Source organism: Leptolyngbya sp. FACHB-321, assembly GCF_014695975.1.
Taxonomy (GTDB): Bacteria; Cyanobacteriota; Cyanobacteriia; order Leptolyngbyales; family Leptolyngbyaceae; genus Stenomitos.
Map to the genome: position 1 here is coordinate 281,115 of NZ_JACJPI010000058.1, position 16,122 is coordinate 297,236.

The window sequence follows — 16,122 nt, forward strand, 5'->3', positions numbered from 1 at the left end:
ACGAACACTGTTGTCTCGTAAGGCGATTATCTTGTAAGGCGATTGTTCTGCAAGCCGATCGTGCTGTATCGCTCCTAGCCACACTGATTCAGACTATTAGCATTCTTTTCAGACCGTATATTCTTCCAGACCGACGAGACTAGACGCATGAATCCGTTACTTCTGCTGGTCCTTTTAGGACTCATCACCTACTTTATCGTGCGGCGTGTGGCTGGCGTGACCCGAACGCCTGTTTGGCTGCTGTGGTTGGTGGCAATGGCTCCAGCGATCGTGTCGAGCGGTTGGGTTTTGGTGAAGGGCAAACCAATGCCATCGCAGCTCATCCTTCTTTTGTCGGCAGTTTGCTTGCTGCTGTATTGGTTTTTGATCCAGCGGAATCGCCTTTCGTCACCGCCCGTTAATTCATCGGTCGCAGAGGGGGAAGGGCAACCAATCGAGGTGACGAAGGAAGCGGTTACAATTCCAGCACTGCCGCGCCCGATCGACAAAGCAGAGGAAACAACCCTGCAAAACTGTTTTCCCTGGTCGGTCTATTATCTGCAAAACGTGGAGTATCGTCCGCAAGCCATCGTGTGCCGGGGGCAGTTGCGGAGTAAGCCAGAAGTGGCGTACCAAACGATTCAGGAAAATGTGGCGGAACAGTTTGGCGATCGCTTCTACGTCGTGTTTCAAGAGGGTGCTAATCAGAAACCATTTTTTGTCTTGGTGCCCAATCCCCAAGCGCAAGGTGCGGCTGATGCCAATGGTCTGCCCGGTGCAAAACCACGCAAACAGACAGTGGCTCGACCGTTTCTGGCGATCGGTCTGTTTCTCGCTACCTTTTTTACAACAACGCTGGCATGGCTGGATCTAGAGAAGCAAACCGTACAGCTTTCACCAGCGACGCTGGTAACGGGCTTGCCCTATGCGTTCACGTTGATGACAATTTTGGGCATCCATGAGCTAGGGCACTATCTCGCTGCACGTCGGTACAAGATTCAAGCAACGCTGCCGTATTTTATTCCGGTCATCCCTATCCCGCTCTTTCCGTTTGGGACGTTTGGCGCGTTTATTCAAATCCGTTCGCCGATTCCCCATCGTCGTGCCTTGTTTGATGTTGGCATTGCGGGTCCACTCTCAGGTTTTGTCGTAGCGCTGCCGCTGCTGCTATGGGGCTTGGCGCATTCGGAGGTGGTAGATCTGCCTGAGAAGCTTGAAGCCTTTAATTTGCAGGCGCTGAACCCTAACTTTTCGCTGCTGCTGGCATTGATGAGCAAGCTAGCGTTGGGCGGTGCGCTAACGGCTGGTTCTGGTCTTGACCTGCATCCAGTTGCAGTCGCAAGTTGCCTGGGTATTGTGGTCACGGCGTTTAATCTTATGCCTGTGGGGCAGCTGGATGGTGGTCATATTGTTCATGCCATGTTTGGGCAACGGGTCGGCACGGCGATCGGTCAGATTTCCCGTTTGCTGCTGCTGTTACTCTCGCTGGTGCAATCCCATCTACTCGTTTGGGCAGTGCTGTTATTTTTGATGCCTGCCTCTGATGAACCCGCGCTTAATGATGTCACCGAGTTGGATAACCGTCGCGACCTGTGGGGCATTTTGGCGTTAGGTCTGCTGGTGCTAATTATCCTGCCGCTGCCTGCAGGGTTGGGTAAGCTGTTGAATCTTTAGAATGGCGGTTTTAGCTGGCACAGCTAAAATTCAGCTTCCCGATCAAGGTTAGCTTTCAGCCTACATAGAGTGCTGCTTCTACCAGGCAATCAGCATGGTCGTGTTGGCTTAACCGTTGCCATTACTTCACCTGTCTGGCTAGTGTCATAGCCACCCAAAGCTTCAAGCTGCAAGAGCACTCGTCGATGCCCCAACGTGCCGAGTAATTGCTGCACGGGAGCCTCATCGAGGTACGGTTGCAGGACGACCAAATCGTAACGAGAGCGGTGCAGCGGCACGAATCCCAGCCCAAAGGCTGCGGCTACGGCTGCGGTGCTAACCCCTGCTGCGGCTTGACCAGTTGCGATCGCTTGCGCGACTTCTAGATGCCCATACACGATGCGATCAAAGCCTTTGACAGCTTGGTTGTTGATTCCTGCTTGCTGGAGCGATCGCTCCAAAACCTGACGGCTCCCTGCACCTGGTTCTCGGTTAACGATCGTCACTCCAGGCTGGGTTAAATCTGCCACTGTTTTGAGGTTTAAGGGGTTTCCAGGCTGTAGGAGTAAGCCTTCTTCCCAACTGCCCAGGTTGATTAAGACGGCTGGAATCTCTTGCAAGACCGCTTGTACAAAGGACACATTATGTTCTTGAGTAACGGGATCGTATAAGTGCATCCCAGCTACATGAACGTCTCCTCGGCAGAGCTTTTGTAGAGCGCTCATGCTGTTATCAAACGTCCAATGGACGCGCAGGTGCGGATGCCACCGTTCTGCTGCCCGTGCCCATAGCGACAGTGCTGGGGTGCAGCCTGCTAAAACAACCGTTTGATGAAGGTTCTCCAGGTCATCCAGCAATTTAACTCGCATAGTGGGTGCATTGGCAGTATGGCTGCCTTCCCCATCAGCAGGAATCATCTCCAGCCGAAAGGCTTGCTTGCCTTGTAGCGGGTGAGCAATCCAACGTCCACCGACCTGTGCCAAGCTTAAGCGCAACGGTCTGCCTACTGAGAAATCCTGGCTGGGAATCGCTTCAATTTCGGCAGTGTCTTGTTCTAGCCAGAACAAATCTTCGACCTGGCAACCCAACGCTTTTGCTAGCCGGAGCGCCACGGTTGTAGAGGGGGCATATTGCCCTGATTCCACGCCTCCAATGGTTTGCCGCGATACGCCCGCGATCGCTGCTACATCCTGCTGGCTCATACCCAGGCGCAACCGAATCTGCTTCAAGTTATTGCAAAGGTCGTTCTCTTGCTTCACGCGCGCTTATCCTGCTTGATTGCAACGAATTGGCATAAGTCATGCTTCACGGTAGTTTTGCTTCATGGTGGTCAAATCAAGGCTTTAGCAATAGTAATTGCAATGGCTCTATGCAGACAAACCAGGGGGAAGGACGGTTTTGCAAACGCTCCCACTTTTCTTTGAAGACTTCTGCCTGGAGGTGATAATCGTCGAGGTCGATCGGTGGTTGACCAAGTTTCAAGTACAGGGTCATGCGGTGAGGGGTTTCGCTAGTCCAAACCAGCCAACAGGGAAAGGTATTCTCCGACTGTGGCTGCTCAGGAAAGGTCAGGTGATGGGCGCGAATGCCGACATGGGTATGTGCTGACGCGGGTTCTGCTGTGTGGAGTGTACAGTGCCAATCAAGGGCATGGATAGTGTGGGCATCAAGCTGTTGGATGCGAGAGTAATTTTTGCAGCCTGTGAGTTGAGCTACGGTAAGTGTACCGGGGCGATCGAAGATGGCTTGTTTCGGTCCATTCGCTACGACTTTTCCATGGGAGAGAACCAGCAGTTTTTGACAGACACGGTAAGCTTCTTCCAGGTTATGGCTGACGAAGAGGGTAATCCCCTGGTAGTGAGTTAGTGTTTTGATGAGTTGCTTTTCGAGCTCATGGCGTAAATGCGTATCGAGAGCGGAAAACGGCTCATCCAACAACAGCACATTAGGGTCGGTTGCCAATGCCCTCGCCAGCGCCACTCGCTGCTGCTGCCCGCCTGAGAGCTGATGGGGATAGCGATCGCCCAAACCTACAAGCTTCACTTGCTCTAGCTGAGCTGTCACTCGTCTAGCAATGGCACTGGGAGACAGCCCTTTCAACCCATAGGCGACGTTTTGCGCCACCGTCAGATGGGGAAAGAGGGCATAGTTTTGAAAGAGAAATCCCACTTTGCGATCGCGGCTCGGCAGATTGATCCCCTTACAAGAGTCATACAAGATCTGTCCATTTAGCACGATCGTGCCGCTGCTGGGGGTATCAATGCCAGCAAGACAGCGGAGAGTCATACTTTTGCCAGAACCCGAACTGCCCAAAATGCCTAGCGCTTCGCCCTCAATAGTGAACGAGACTTCTAAACAGTAATTGGGGAGCTGTTTCTGAATATCAACGATTAATTGCATGCTCTCTTTCCAAACGCCTCACGCCCCACAAGAGGACAAAGGCGATCGTGGTCATTAGCATCACCATCACGTTTGCCAGCCCATAGTCTTGGGATTGCACTGCGTCATAGATTGCCAACGGTAAGGTTTGAGTGCGTCCGGGAATGCTGCCACACACCATAAGCGTGGCTCCAAACTCCCCCAAGCCTCTCGCTACGCTCAGCCCAAAGCCAGCCAGTATGCCGCGATAGGCTAAAGGCATGGTGATCCGCCAGAGTACCTCCAGTTCACTCGAGCCTAAGGTACGGGCGGCAGCTTCCAGTTCGGGGTTGATGCTGGCGATCGCGGCTCTCGTTGATTCCACCATTAGGGGCAACGCTACTACCGTAGATGCGATCGCCCCAGCTTGCCAGGTAAAGAGCAGGTCAATTCCCAGCCATTCCTTGAGTGGGCTACCGCGTCCCAAGACCAATAGCAAGAAATAACCCACCACGCTAGGCGGTAATACCAGCGGCAAGTTCAGCATGGTAGAGACAAAAATTTGACCTGGAAATTGTGTTCTGGCTAGAAAAATTCCTAGACTCAGACCGATGATCAGAATCAAACCACTCGCAACGATCGTGACCTGTAACGACAACAGCGAAGGTTGCCAAATCATGCCCTATGCCCTCTTGTTCCTTTTAGCCTTCAGCCTCCCGTCAGCTCACGTTCTGGGAAACCTACCCTCTGCCTTCAGCCTTTTACCTTGTGCCCTCTGCCTTATAAAACAGCCTTTTCTCCGGGTAGCACAAAACCATATTTCCGCATCAGCGGTCTTCCCTTCTCGCCGTTGATGAACGCAGCAAACTGTTTGGCGACTTCAGGATGGGGAGCGCTTTTCGGCACTGCCAGCATTTGTTCTAACGGTTTGTGCAATGTCGCAGGAATCAAGGTCCACTTTCCAGGCTTCTCGACGCTAAGAGAGAGGGCTGCGATCGCCACCTCCACATTCCCCGTTTCGGCATATTGCTGCGTTTGCTTGATGTTTTCTCCCAGAATCAGCTTAGGTTGAATTTCGTCCCAAAGCCCCGCCGCTTGCAACGCCTCCTGTGCTGCAACGCCATAGGGGGCATGGTTGGGATTCGCGATCGCTACGCGCTTAACCGCTGGCTTAGTGAGATCTTTGATGTCTTTCAGCTCAAGGGTACTGCTGTCCCTTTGCCAGAGTGTGAGCCGTCCCACCCCATACAGCGCCTTCGTCTCAGAGAAAATCAACCCTTCCTTATCCAACGCCTCAATAAATTTCTTATTGGCTGCTGCGAACAAATCAACAGGCGCACCCCGCTCAATTTGCTGTGCCAGTTGCCCGGTTGAACCCAGGTTAAATGTCACCTTGTTCCCTGTCTCTTGCTCCCATAGTTTGCCGATCGCTGGAAAAACGTCATTCAAATCGGCAGCAGCAGAAACGGTTAGGGTAATGCCATTTGTAGTCGGTGCAGGAGACGCGACAGGGGTAGGCGCTTGGCTGCTAGAAACTCCACACGCTGCCAGCAAACCCACTAAAGCCAGCACTAAAAACCATCGCCACTTTTTCATCATCAACGCCTCAGTAGCCGGACACAACTAAAGCCTCCCCTGTAGGCTCCCTACTAAAGAGCGCGACTACTTAGGATTGCACAAGGTTATTCACGTCTGAGTACGTGTTGCCTTTATGCTAAGAGCTTATGCAAGTATTATTAACACGCTGCCAATATACCTGCATAGGTCTTGTCTTTCGCTTAAGCCACCGAGCGACTAAAAGCGGTATCGGTTGGGCGATCGTATCCGTCAGTCTGAGCGACCTACTACTACGCCATAACTCTCTCCTGACGATTGTTATGAATACGTTGTGACTATCCTTATGGGGACTTCTTGCTCAAAACTCGATTCCAGGTTGGGCTTTCACGCCCTGTTCGCGGAAGGGATGTTTGACGAGCGTCATTTCGGTTACGAGGTCAGCACGATCGCACAATTCCTTCGGTGCGCCTCGTCCAGTCAAAATGACATGGGAATCAATTGGTTTTTGTGCCAATCCTGCTAACACTTGCTCAATGGTCAAATAGCCCAACTTAAGCGCAATATTGACTTCATCAAGTAAGACGAGTTTGAAGTTGGGGTTTCGGATGTAGGTAAGGGCGGTTTCCCAAGCTTCTTGCGCTTTTTGGGTGTCGCGATCGCGATCTTGCGTTTCCCAGGTAAAGCCTTCACCCATCGCATGAAATTCCAGCTGGTCTGACCAGTGGCTAAAGGCAGCTTTCTCCGCTGGTTCCCAGGCTCCTTTGATGAACTGTACGATCGCTACTCGGTAGCCATGACCCAACGATCGCAAAACCATCCCCAGTGCAGCTGTGGTTTTGCCTTTGCCGTTTCCAGTATTCACGATGATCAGCCCCTTTGCCTCAGTCATGCCAGCAAGGCGTTGATCCTGAACTTCTTTGCGTCGCTCCATTTTCTGGCGATGTTGCTCAGCAGTGAGAGAAGAGGCGCGATCAGATGGTGTTTGATTAGCGGTAGGTGATGTCACGGTTGTTTCCAAAGCTATAGTGTGCACTGAGAATAGGTTAAAGAATAGTTGATGTCGTTTTAGCTACAGTCTTAAACATCGACATGAAAAAATCATCCATTTGATGAAGAAGCCCTGAAATATTAGTGTTAAATTAGTCGTGCTAGTGTTTGAAGGCTGTGTAAAGAGCATTGAAACTTCCTTCCTTGACTGGGTATCCGTGGAGACCGCTCTGGTACCTGGAGATGAAACTGAAGCGGAAGCGGCAATGCGACCCCGCTCTATCCTGGGTTGACCGCTGTGAAGCGCCCAGTATGAACTGACCGACCTGTAACTTAAGGTTCACGATTAGTAGGATTTGGCTTGAATAGTTCCTTGTTGAACGATTCTTGCACCTACGGCTTGCGAACTGGGTCGGTCATGTTCTCTAAGGGAGAATTTTTAAATCAAATAGAAATCTGTTGCTATGCTGCCTTTCTTATAGTGGGCTTGCAAGCCGTGCAGTTGTTTTTTGGCTTGAACCGTAATGTCGTGGCTTGAACAGCGCGATAGTCACTGGAAGAAAGCTTCCCTGTTTGCATATGACTAAAGTTCAGGTTTTTCCCTCCTAGTCGGGAACCCTGAGTTTAGCTAGCTGTGTTGCAGCCAGTCTGTTTTAGTCTGCTTTTTAACAGCCCACCGATCGTTGTGTCGCTCGCCCTTACTTGCGTTGGGGTGTCGGTTTCGTTGCGGTGCTGTCTGTAAACCCTCTCAATGCTTTTATGCTGTCCATTTTTGCTGGAGTCGAAAAATGTCGAAATTGCTCAGTCACAAAATCGCACCCTCCCCCATGCCTGCCTCGATCAGCGTCGTTGACCTGATTGACGGTTACTTTACGGCGTACAACTCTGCGCGTTTGCGCGAAATCTGCCATCTGTTGAGCCGCGAAGTGATGCAGCCGGGCGTTACAGTCGGGCTGAGTCTATCCGGTGCTATGACACCCGCTGGCTTTGGAGTCTCGGTACTTGCACCCTTGATGCGCCACGGCTTTGTGGATTGGATCATCAGCACAGGTGCAAATCTCTATCACGATATGCACTATGGTTTGGGACTGGAACTGTACTCTAGTAGCCCCTTTTTGGATGATGTGAAGCTGCGGCAGGAAGGGCGCATTCGCATCTACGACATTGTGTTTGACTATGACGTGCTGCTCGAAACTGATGCCTTTCTACGCGAACTGCTGAAAGCAGAACCGTTCCAAAAGCGCATGAGTACGGCAGAGTTTCATTACCTGCTAGGTAAGTATGTGAGCGAAGTAGAAAAGCAAGTGGGTGTGAAAAATTCCTGCTTGTTAGCGACTGCATACGAATGTGGCGTGCCGATCTACACTTCGTCTCCTGGCGATAGCTCCATCGGTATGAACGTCGCGGCGATCGCTCTCGAAGGCTCTCAACTGGTGCTAGACCCATCACTGGATGTGAATGAAACCGCTGCGATCGCCTATGCAGCGCGTGACAGTGGCATTGCTGACGTAGAGGGAAAAAGTGCAGCGTTAATTATCGGTGGCGGTAGTCCCAAAAACTTCTTGCTGCAAACTCAGCCTCAGTTGCATGAAGTGTTGGGTCTAGAAGAGCGTGGTCACGACTACTTCATCCAGGTGACGGATGCTCGTCCTGATACAGGCGGTTTGTCAGGAGCCACACCCAGCGAAGCGGTAAGCTGGGGCAAGGTTGACCCAGATGAGTTACCCAACACGATCGTTTGCTATACCGACAGCACAATCGCGCTACCTATCATGACTGCCTACGTCATTGATCAGTGCGAGGCTCGTCCGTTGAAGCGCTTGTACGATCGACGAGAAGCGCTGTTAGCTAAACTCCAGGCAGACTACCTAGCTGCAAAGGCGAACCCCACCCATTCGGTATCGTCTCCTATTCCAGTTGTGGAATCTGCTGCACGGGAATTGGTCGCGACCTATCCTTGCGGTACGCCCATCCGCAACGGACACCGGAAGTAAGAAGCATCTGTAGGGACGTTACATGTAACGTCCCTACTACAAGGCGCAAAAGCTTTGTATTGCCTGCCAGATTTCGGTGCTAACGTCTGTAAGGGCGTGGCTGCTGTCAAGTTCCACCAACTTTATCCAGGGTCGAGTTCTCGCAAAGTCAAGGCTGGCTTGTAGGGGAATCACGTCATCATGCCTGCCGTGCAAAATCAGTGTGGAGAGCGATCGCGTGATGCTTTCCTCCTGGTACTGTGCGGCATCGGTCACAAACGCATAGTGGAGGGGCAGTTCTTTTGCCTCGCTATAGTGATAGACCGACAGATAACCATCTGTTTGCCACTGCTCCACCTGATCGCCCAATCGCGGCAGCCAATGAGCCAAAAAGCTAAAGGCAGGTGCTAGCAAGACAAGACGATCGACCTGTAAATGTCGCTCTCCTAACCAGGCAGCGGTCAGTCCGCCAAAACTAGAGCCAATCAGCGTCACAGGTGCAGGTGCGGGTGGGAAGAGTGCTTCTACCTGCTGAATCTGGCGGCTGAGGGTGAGATGGGAAAAGTCGTTCTGGTTCAGGTCTGGAATACTGAGGGACATGTCTAGAGCAGCAAAGCGATCGCTTAGGTCTCTTGCCTTTGTCGATCGTGGACTGGATGCAAACCCGTGAAGGTAAATATAATGCATGAAGATCCCACGACACAGGCTAGAACGCTGACTGGCTAGAAGTATAGCCTGGAAAGACATGTGCCAGTTTGGTTAAAGCTGATCTATCGCCTTAGTATAGCGAGTGATGGTACAGCAGTTTCACTAGGCAGTAAGGTGTGCTGATGCTGGAGACGTTCAGCAATAAGCGGTGTCCGTTGCCGTTCGATAGATTTCTTCCTGCACAAAGTTGATTGTGAGACAGGAAACTCCTAAAACAATGCGCGCATACCAGCGCAGTTGATCAATTTGGCTCAGGAGTTGATCAACAAATTGCGGTTCCAAACAATGAATGATTAAAGTTTGCTGCTCATCCAGTCGAAGCAGGCACGCACTGAGAGTGCTGAAGAAAAACGAGCGGAACCGTTGTAGCCGATACTGCTCTAGCGTAACTAAATCATTGGTGGTTAGTTCTAGGGACATAGCTTCCTTAAGAGGCTAGTGTGCATGGTCTTTAAGCGCGAATCCGGGCAACTCTATGAGTGCGATCACAGCAGATGTGGCGTAGCTGCTAACTCAATAAGGGAACAGCTAGCTTTGTGGTGGCTGCATTCGTTCTGGTCTGCGATCGTCGCCTTGTCGTCTCTTCATCACACGGTTAGCAAACGTACGACGCTGCTCAGCGTTTAGCACCTTGCGCGTTGCCAGCATACTTTCAAACTGGATATCGCCAACCTGCTGTTTGAGCGTTTTGACCTGACCGTACTTGGTGCGAAGCTCGGCTTCTGATGCCGTTCCTGCCATTAGCTCTCGCAGTTCCTGCTGGGCTTGACGGACATTTTGCCGACCCTGGCTAATTTTGTCTTGATACTGACTTCGGACAGCACGCATTTGCCGCACCTGATCAGCACTGAGGTTCAAATCCTCTAACCATCCTGGTTCGTCTGGGCGAGGTGGCTTTGAGCTAGGAGCCGCTGTGGGAGCCTGAGCGATCGATGGCAGCCTTAGCACAGAGGGATTAGCGATCGCCACTGCCCCTCCAAGGGCAGCTACGGCAGCAATCAGTGCAAAAACATAGCGAGGAGACATGAGCTTCATATCCTTGAGAAGAAGAGAGGAAAGAGGAGTGGGGGAGAAGGGGAGAGCTTTAACCACTAACAACTGAGCACTGACCAAACTTTTAGCCTTCAGCCCTCCGCCTTGCTGCTTAGTTGGTTGCCACGTCACCAAATGGCGCTTCGTCACTAGTGTTGTTGAGCGTGCCTTGCCAATTGCTCTCAACAAAAGCTTCCAGGCTCGCCAGTTCGGTAGCACTGGGTTGGGCAGGCATCAGTGTACGGTAGCCAACTACCGTTGCGACTAAACCTGCTGCGATCGCTGAGGGGACTAGCCACGCTACTGATCGCTTGGAGCGAGACGCTCGACGATCTGCCAGCGATGTTGGTTGCGCGGTAGCCGCGATCGCGTCAAAGAGCCGATCTTCCAAAGCGGGATCAGCCGCGGGAACGGAAGGACGATGCTGCTTGAGAAAATCGACCAACTCATGGTCATCATTTGAGAAATGGCTCATAACTGAACTCCTTCCTTCTGGAGAAATTGACGCATCGCTGCGCGGGCGTGAAACAGACGAGACTTGACTGTACCAACGGGAATACTCAAAATTTCGGCAACCTCTTTCTGGGGCACTTCTTCCAGGTCATGCAGCACCAGAATCGTGCGGTGGTCGGCGCTCAGGCTTGCTAAACCCCGTTTGACTAAATCCTGATAGTGTAACTGGGTGACACCAGGATCGTCGTACTGAGTCAGGGTTTGACTACCAATCACCTGAAGCCGCGTTCGCCCTTGCGCTACCGCTCGTCGTTGGTCTGAGGCAACGTTCCAGGCAATGCGGTACAGCCAAGTGGAAAACTGAGCAGACTGGCGGAACTTTGGTAAGCCTTTCCAGGCACGTAGAAACACATCCTGCACCAAATCATCTAACGCTGACGGGTCGCAAAGCTGGTAGAGGATTGATCGCACCCGCTGTTGATGACGACGATAGAGAACCCGAAAACTCCGAGTGTCTCCCTTTAGACATTGCTGCACCAGATAATGATCAGTCTCACCGTCTGGGCGATCGCTAGACGCAGTCGGCACAACTAACACCAGGAACGTTCACTCCCTTCATTTTGCCGTTCTATAGAGTAAGACAGTGCATTGACCGAAAAGGTTCAATAAAACAGGTAAGTCGGTGTAAAAAAGTATCGGTATCCATAAGGGTAGTAGTTGATGGGTAATAGCCAGTAAAAATGAGTCAGTAGTGATCGTACAAAAGGCTACAACCAAAGCTCTTAGACTAAAAGGCTTATATCTTTTGGCTTAAACTGGCTGCAATGACCTCCAATCGACAGATAAAGCCCACCCACGATCGCGTGTAAAATTTCGCCATTCCCTTATTCCCTTCCTCACTCTTTCCCTTCCTTACTCTTTCCCTTCCTCACTCTTTCACTCCTCTTCCCTATGTCCCATTCCCTAACTACACAAGTTGTTCTAATCACAGGTGCTTCAACTGGCATTGGTGCAGCACTGGCGAAAGTTCTGGCAGCGCGCTTCCGGGGCATTCGGTTAGTGCTAGCAGCGAGACAGGGAGACAAGCTGGATATGGTAGCAGAGCACTGTCGGGAGGCGGGTGCGGATGTTTTGACTGTGGTGACAGATTTAGGGCAAGTAGACCAAGCGATCGCCCTTGCTGAGAAAACGTTGAGCCACTTTGGGCAAGTGGATATTCTGATTAACAACGCTGGCTATGGGCAAATGGGACCGCTTGAGTTGGTGCCGATTCGGGCTTGCCAGCAGCAGTTTGCGGTGAATCTTTTAGGACCACTGGCGCTTACTCAGGCGCTCATTCCTCAGATGCGCGATCGTGGTGGTGGTCGGATCATCAACGTTAGTTCCCTCGGCGGTCGCCTTGCCTTTCCGATCGGCGGGCTTTACAGCGCCTCTAAATTTGCCCTCGAAGCCCTCAGTGATTCTCTACGTATGGAACTGCAACCCTTTAACATTCGGGTCAGCGTAGTCGAACCAGGACCGGTCAGCACAGAATTTATTAGTGTATCTGGTGAACAAGTGAAGCAGGGCATACCTGATCCAGAAGCAACACCGTATCGTGCCGCGCTGAAAAAATTGACGCAGCTAGAGCAGCAAACTAGCGCCAATGCCTGGACTTCGGAACAGGTTGCCGATGTAATCATCAAAGCGATGACAGCACGCCGACCACGATCGCGCTATGTCGCTGCAACGGGTGGTGATTTTTTGCTGTTTATGATGCGCCGTGTGCTGCCAACCTGGATGGTCGATCGCTTCTGGCAGCAGTTTTATGGCATTGATCGCGTGGCGAAGGACTGGGAAACGAGGAGGAAAGGACTAGGAGAAGGATAAGGGGAGAACAAGAACCGCATTGTAAACATGGGCGCTGCTTAGGGCTTTGGAGCAGGCAATTGCTTGGTAAACTCGAGCCATTGTGCCGCAAGCTCTGGACGGGTTGCTACATTACGCTGTAACAGCACAACATTGTCTTGAAACGTCTGGATACCGTAGGTCTGGGTTTGCAGCAATTGATTAATGGCTGTGACACTGGCTTGCAACAGATCACGATCGAGCCTAAAGGCAGGTTGATACTGCTGAAACTGCCACAAATCAGCCACGATGTAATCAACATTTTCAGCCTGTAACGCCTCATTGCGAAACTGAGTGGAATGCGGAAACCGGACGATCGCCCGCCGACCTGACAACGGTGGCACTAAAGGGGTTGTTGCAGCCACGCTGGCTTGAGCCGGGATCTGTGCCATGACGCTACGCGCCTGCGCTGCGTGCGGTATCTGCTGTGTCAGCGGTAAGTAAACCCACGGACGAATCGAATCAGGCACCAGGAACGACAACGTCCGATTGGGATTAGAGGTCACTGTAAACAACAGCGAGAGCGCCAGACATACGCTCCAAATCCTTTGGATTCTGGGTTTGAAAGCTGTTGGATGCTTCGACCACCAAAGAATCGCCCCATAAAAGAAACCTGGTACAACCAACGTGGCATAGCGAATATTAATTGCCAACGGAGTTTCCCCTTTCATCAGCAGCAATTCCAGCAGTGGAAACGCTGCCAAAAGCCAGGCATCCGCAGAAATTAACGGCACTAGCACCAGCGGTAGGGATTGGTCAAACAGGTAGTACAGCTTTTTAGGAAAGCGCGAAAATAATTCTGCTAGCAGTTGACCCGGCTGTGCCAACATCGCACCGATCGCCTCCACTGGGGACGCTGCTTTCTCGCCTGTATATTGACCAAAGCGCTCCACAATCATGCGTTGCGAAACATCGGGCGAAAAAGCAGGCATAACCAGATTAGTCAACAGCAGAATATAGGCGACTGCAAGTGCAAAGAGACCCACGCCCACACGCCAATGGCGGCGGCTAATGACGAGATAGATGCTCACACTCAACAGCGGGACACCCGCATCTTCTCGCACGCTCAAAACAAGGAGCGCAAGCACCCAAAAGAAAATCCACCAGCGCTTTTCCATCGCCAGCAGCAAGCTAAACATCAGCAGTGGCAGCGCATTGTAATCATGGAAATTGCCCAATGTCGGACCCACCACCGCATTGGCACCATAAAAGCTGATAGCGATCGCGGCTGAAAGCTTTGGTGGTAACGACTGCCGTGCCAGCACATAGAGCACCAACCCGGCCGCCGCGACCAGCAACACTTGCAACACACTTAGGGTTTCTGGAAACGGCAACAGCGCGTAAAACGGCAACCAAAGTAAAAAAATCGGATTAAAATGCTGCCCCAGATGACGGTACGACACGAGGGGAATCGCACCCTGAAGCGTTACCTCTGCCGATAATCCAGACGATAAGGAGCTTTCAAAGAACCTGCTATGCAGACTGTTCCAGAAAATTTGATTGAAAATGCCCTGGTCATAAGAGCTAAAGAGGCTGTAATGGCGATACAACAGCAGCAGTACACAACACACAACGAATAGCAAGGCAACTCTGATGACTGGATGAGCCACCCATTGCCGCAGAGCAAACGTCGATCGATTCACTGCTAGCTGTAAACGCATTTTGGGACTCATGCCTCTAAGTTCTAAGAGGGTACAGGGTTTTGGGTAGGGTATGACCGATCGCTCGGCGAGTAGAGAATAGCCTATAGCATCCTACCCCACCACCTTGCTCAATCTAGCTGTATCAAAAGCGCAAATTGCTTTTATGCAGGCATCTGTGACTACCACGCACTGATTAACGCCACAAGTTTGGTCGGCAAGTTAGAAAAAGGGTACAGGCGATCGCCACTATCACCAGTGATAAGGGCAACTGAAAGAAACCATGAGGTTAAGTTTTGCTAGAATTCTGAAGGAATTGATTACCGCTGTACAGGTCTAAATTGAAGCAGAAACGTTCAAAATTCCTTCTGGTAGCCCTGCTTAATTCGTTAGCTGATTTTGATGGGGAACTATCTGAGGAAGCGATTGGGCTACTAGACGAATTGGCAAAACGGGCTGATGTCGTGCCGCCACTATATGCTGATGTTTTTGTCTTACCAAGCTCTGTTACCTGTGCTGCTTTAGTAGAGCGGGTCAGGTCGCTATCTCAAGAGCAGGTTGCGATCGCTAGCTATGCGTTTCAAATTTTTCGCTACTATGAGCAAATTTTAAGGGCTAACCCAGGCGATGCGTCGCCGCAGCAAAAAGCTGCCTATGACTCGCAGATAGAGCGAGTACGGCTTTCGGTAGCGCGATCGAAGACGGCTTTAGCTGAGTCTTTCAGGTAAGGGTTGGAAAGAGTGATAACATCTCCCAGGCAAAGGAATGGCAATAGTTATATCTGTATGGATGTAGCTAATCAACCGGGAAACCTTACAACGCTTGACCGTCGTAAAATCGGTTGCCGCCACTAATAGCGTTCAATTTTTCACTGAAAAATACTAATCTGCTACCAGTAGCTCAGCGGCAGCAAACTATTACGACGACAATCACTTGTCACAGATGACACTAGCTAGTCACTGTACAAAAGAAGGGCGAACGATGGGGATCGAACCCACGAGTGGAGGAATCACAATCCTCTGCCTTAACCACTTGGCTACGCTCGCCGTGCGATACTGATTGTAGCATTTGAATGGCAAAGATGTCGTTACCCTAAATTAATTTCTCTATAACAAACCGCATACGACACCTTCACTGACAGATGCCTGGCTGAATCAGAAACTGTGCTGGCTTAGACAAGACTCGCCATAATTGAGTGCAGTGTGCCTTCCTAAAAGCATCCGGAGAAAGGTCAAAAGCTGGCTTTTGTTTCGCTTTTAGCGCATAATCCTTGCCAACACAACGATTAGCGAGGTTGAAACAACCTGCAATGGTGAACCGTCTCAAGCTTAGACAAACGACTGCAATGACTGACGGCAGCAGCATGAAAAAGATCAAAACGGGCGCGATCGTCGGTGGGTGTGTTCTTTTAGGGCTAGGTGGGGCGCTGGCAATCACCAATCCAGAGCAGGACGCTTACGATGATTTCGCCACACAGGCTGCGATCGCCTACTTGAAATCGGAAGTCTGTGCCAAAGTACCAACAACTTTTGGGTTGCAACGGGTGTGCCAGTCAGAGCTAGAGTCAAACCAAGCCAAAATCAAACAAATTATCGCCGAAGGTACGCAGCGACAAAATTTCGTCCTCTTCAGCCGCTACACCACAAATTTGTCTATTAGCCCCGACTTGCCGTCCTACCATGTCGAAAGCGTTGGTGCGCTGGGACAGTTCATCATTTATAAAACGCAAAAGCGGTGACAGAGAAAGGGGTGAAGGTGAGTTTTGAGCTGAAAGAAACAGGTATGGGCTTACAAACCATCCATTAATAAACTCAAACTAAACTATGCGGGTTGAGTAAACAATTATCCTTTCAAATTTGGTAGGACACGCCACCGTAAGGTAAATTATAGACGTT

At 51.1% G+C, this 16,122-nt stretch carries 16 protein-coding genes and 1 tRNA gene; 5 read left to right on the forward strand and 12 right to left on the reverse strand.

Annotation, left to right across the window (positions count from 1 at the left end; all coding sequences use genetic code 11):
• Window positions 1-147 precede the first annotated feature (147 nt).
• Entirely contained in the window at window positions 148-1,653 is a 1,506-nt protein-coding gene (locus H6F76_RS12075; RefSeq protein WP_190508460.1) for a site-2 protease family protein, read from the forward strand.
• A gap of 89 nt (window positions 1,654-1,742) precedes the next feature.
• On the opposite strand, the gene H6F76_RS12080 is transcribed toward H6F76_RS12075, so the two are convergent.
• The 5 genes from H6F76_RS12080 to cobO all read right to left on the reverse strand — a co-directional run bounded on the left by H6F76_RS12080 (window position 1,743) and on the right by cobO (window position 6,553).
• On the reverse strand, window positions 1,743-2,891 hold the full coding sequence (locus H6F76_RS12080; protein ID WP_190508463.1) for a substrate-binding domain-containing protein: 1,149 nt from the start codon (window positions 2,889-2,891) through the stop codon (window positions 1,743-1,745).
• 76 nt (window positions 2,892-2,967) lie between these two features.
• A complete protein-coding gene (locus H6F76_RS12085; RefSeq protein ID WP_190508470.1) occupies window positions 2,968-4,032 on the reverse strand; it encodes a sulfate/molybdate ABC transporter ATP-binding protein in 1,065 nt (354 codons plus the stop codon).
• The gene (gene modB / locus H6F76_RS12090; protein WP_190455065.1) at window positions 4,016-4,669 is read right to left on the reverse strand and encodes a molybdate ABC transporter permease subunit; all 654 of its coding nucleotides are present in this window, start codon (window positions 4,667-4,669) and stop codon (window positions 4,016-4,018) included. The genes H6F76_RS12085 and modB overlap by 17 nt, the downstream gene beginning before the upstream one ends.
• Window positions 4,670-4,770: 101 nt before the next feature.
• On the reverse strand, window positions 4,771-5,589 hold the full coding sequence (gene modA / locus H6F76_RS12095) for a molybdate ABC transporter substrate-binding protein (RefSeq protein WP_190508972.1): 819 nt from the start codon (window positions 5,587-5,589) through the stop codon (window positions 4,771-4,773).
• Between the two features lie 316 nt (window positions 5,590-5,905).
• The gene (gene cobO / locus H6F76_RS12100; RefSeq protein WP_347276008.1) at window positions 5,906-6,553 is read right to left on the reverse strand and encodes a cob(I)yrinic acid a,c-diamide adenosyltransferase; all 648 of its coding nucleotides are present in this window, start codon (window positions 6,551-6,553) and stop codon (window positions 5,906-5,908) included.
• Window positions 6,554-7,322: 769 nt separating this feature from the next.
• Between cobO and speY the strand changes: the two genes are divergently transcribed.
• Window positions 7,323-8,528, forward strand: coding sequence for a deoxyhypusine synthase (speY, locus tag H6F76_RS12105; RefSeq protein ID WP_190455067.1), 1,206 nt, complete (start codon window positions 7,323-7,325; stop codon window positions 8,526-8,528).
• A gap of 36 nt (window positions 8,529-8,564) precedes the next feature.
• Here speY and H6F76_RS12110 read toward each other — a convergent pair whose 3' ends face one another.
• The 5 genes from H6F76_RS12110 to H6F76_RS12130 form a co-directional block, all read right to left on the reverse strand.
• Window positions 8,565-9,194 carry a YqiA/YcfP family alpha/beta fold hydrolase gene (locus H6F76_RS12110; RefSeq protein WP_190508472.1) on the reverse strand — a complete coding sequence of 210 codons (630 nt, stop codon included), beginning with the start codon at window positions 9,192-9,194 and terminating at the stop codon, window positions 8,565-8,567.
• A gap of 156 nt (window positions 9,195-9,350) precedes the next feature.
• Window positions 9,351-9,635: a hypothetical protein gene (locus H6F76_RS12115; RefSeq protein WP_190508475.1), complete on the reverse strand. Its 285-nt coding sequence runs from the start codon at window positions 9,633-9,635 to the stop codon at window positions 9,351-9,353.
• Between the two features lie 108 nt (window positions 9,636-9,743).
• Window positions 9,744-10,241, reverse strand: coding sequence for a Spy/CpxP family protein refolding chaperone (locus H6F76_RS12120; protein ID WP_190508477.1), 498 nt, complete (start codon window positions 10,239-10,241; stop codon window positions 9,744-9,746).
• A gap of 118 nt (window positions 10,242-10,359) precedes the next feature.
• The gene (locus H6F76_RS12125) at window positions 10,360-10,722 is read right to left on the reverse strand and encodes a hypothetical protein (RefSeq protein ID WP_190508479.1); all 363 of its coding nucleotides are present in this window, start codon (window positions 10,720-10,722) and stop codon (window positions 10,360-10,362) included.
• Window positions 10,719-11,297 carry a sigma-70 family RNA polymerase sigma factor gene (locus tag H6F76_RS12130; RefSeq protein ID WP_190508481.1) on the reverse strand — a complete coding sequence of 193 codons (579 nt, stop codon included), beginning with the start codon at window positions 11,295-11,297 and terminating at the stop codon, window positions 10,719-10,721. Before H6F76_RS12130 ends, H6F76_RS12125 begins: the two co-directional genes overlap by 4 nt.
• Before the next feature lie 354 nt (window positions 11,298-11,651).
• Between H6F76_RS12130 and H6F76_RS12135 the strand changes: the two genes are divergently transcribed.
• Window positions 11,652-12,569, forward strand: coding sequence for an SDR family oxidoreductase (locus H6F76_RS12135; RefSeq protein ID WP_190508484.1), 918 nt, complete (start codon window positions 11,652-11,654; stop codon window positions 12,567-12,569).
• A gap of 38 nt (window positions 12,570-12,607) precedes the next feature.
• Here the strand turns inward: H6F76_RS12135 and H6F76_RS12140 are convergent, their stop codons facing one another.
• A complete protein-coding gene (locus tag H6F76_RS12140; protein ID WP_199322061.1) occupies window positions 12,608-14,260 on the reverse strand; it encodes a DUF2079 domain-containing protein in 1,653 nt (550 codons plus the stop codon).
• A gap of 308 nt (window positions 14,261-14,568) precedes the next feature.
• Here H6F76_RS12140 and H6F76_RS12145 point away from each other — a divergent pair, with 308 nt between their 5' ends.
• The gene (locus H6F76_RS12145; protein WP_190508486.1) at window positions 14,569-14,955 is read left to right on the forward strand and encodes a hypothetical protein; all 387 of its coding nucleotides are present in this window, start codon (window positions 14,569-14,571) and stop codon (window positions 14,953-14,955) included.
• A gap of 245 nt (window positions 14,956-15,200) precedes the next feature.
• Here H6F76_RS12145 and H6F76_RS12150 read toward each other — a convergent pair.
• Window positions 15,201-15,273: transfer RNA gene (locus tag H6F76_RS12150), tRNA-His, on the reverse strand.
• Between the two features lie 263 nt (window positions 15,274-15,536).
• Between H6F76_RS12150 and H6F76_RS12155 the strand changes: the two genes are divergently transcribed.
• Window positions 15,537-15,965, forward strand: a complete 429-nt coding sequence (locus H6F76_RS12155) for a DUF4359 domain-containing protein (protein WP_199305588.1) — start codon at window positions 15,537-15,539, stop codon at window positions 15,963-15,965.
• The last annotated feature ends 157 nt before the right edge of the window (window positions 15,966-16,122 follow it).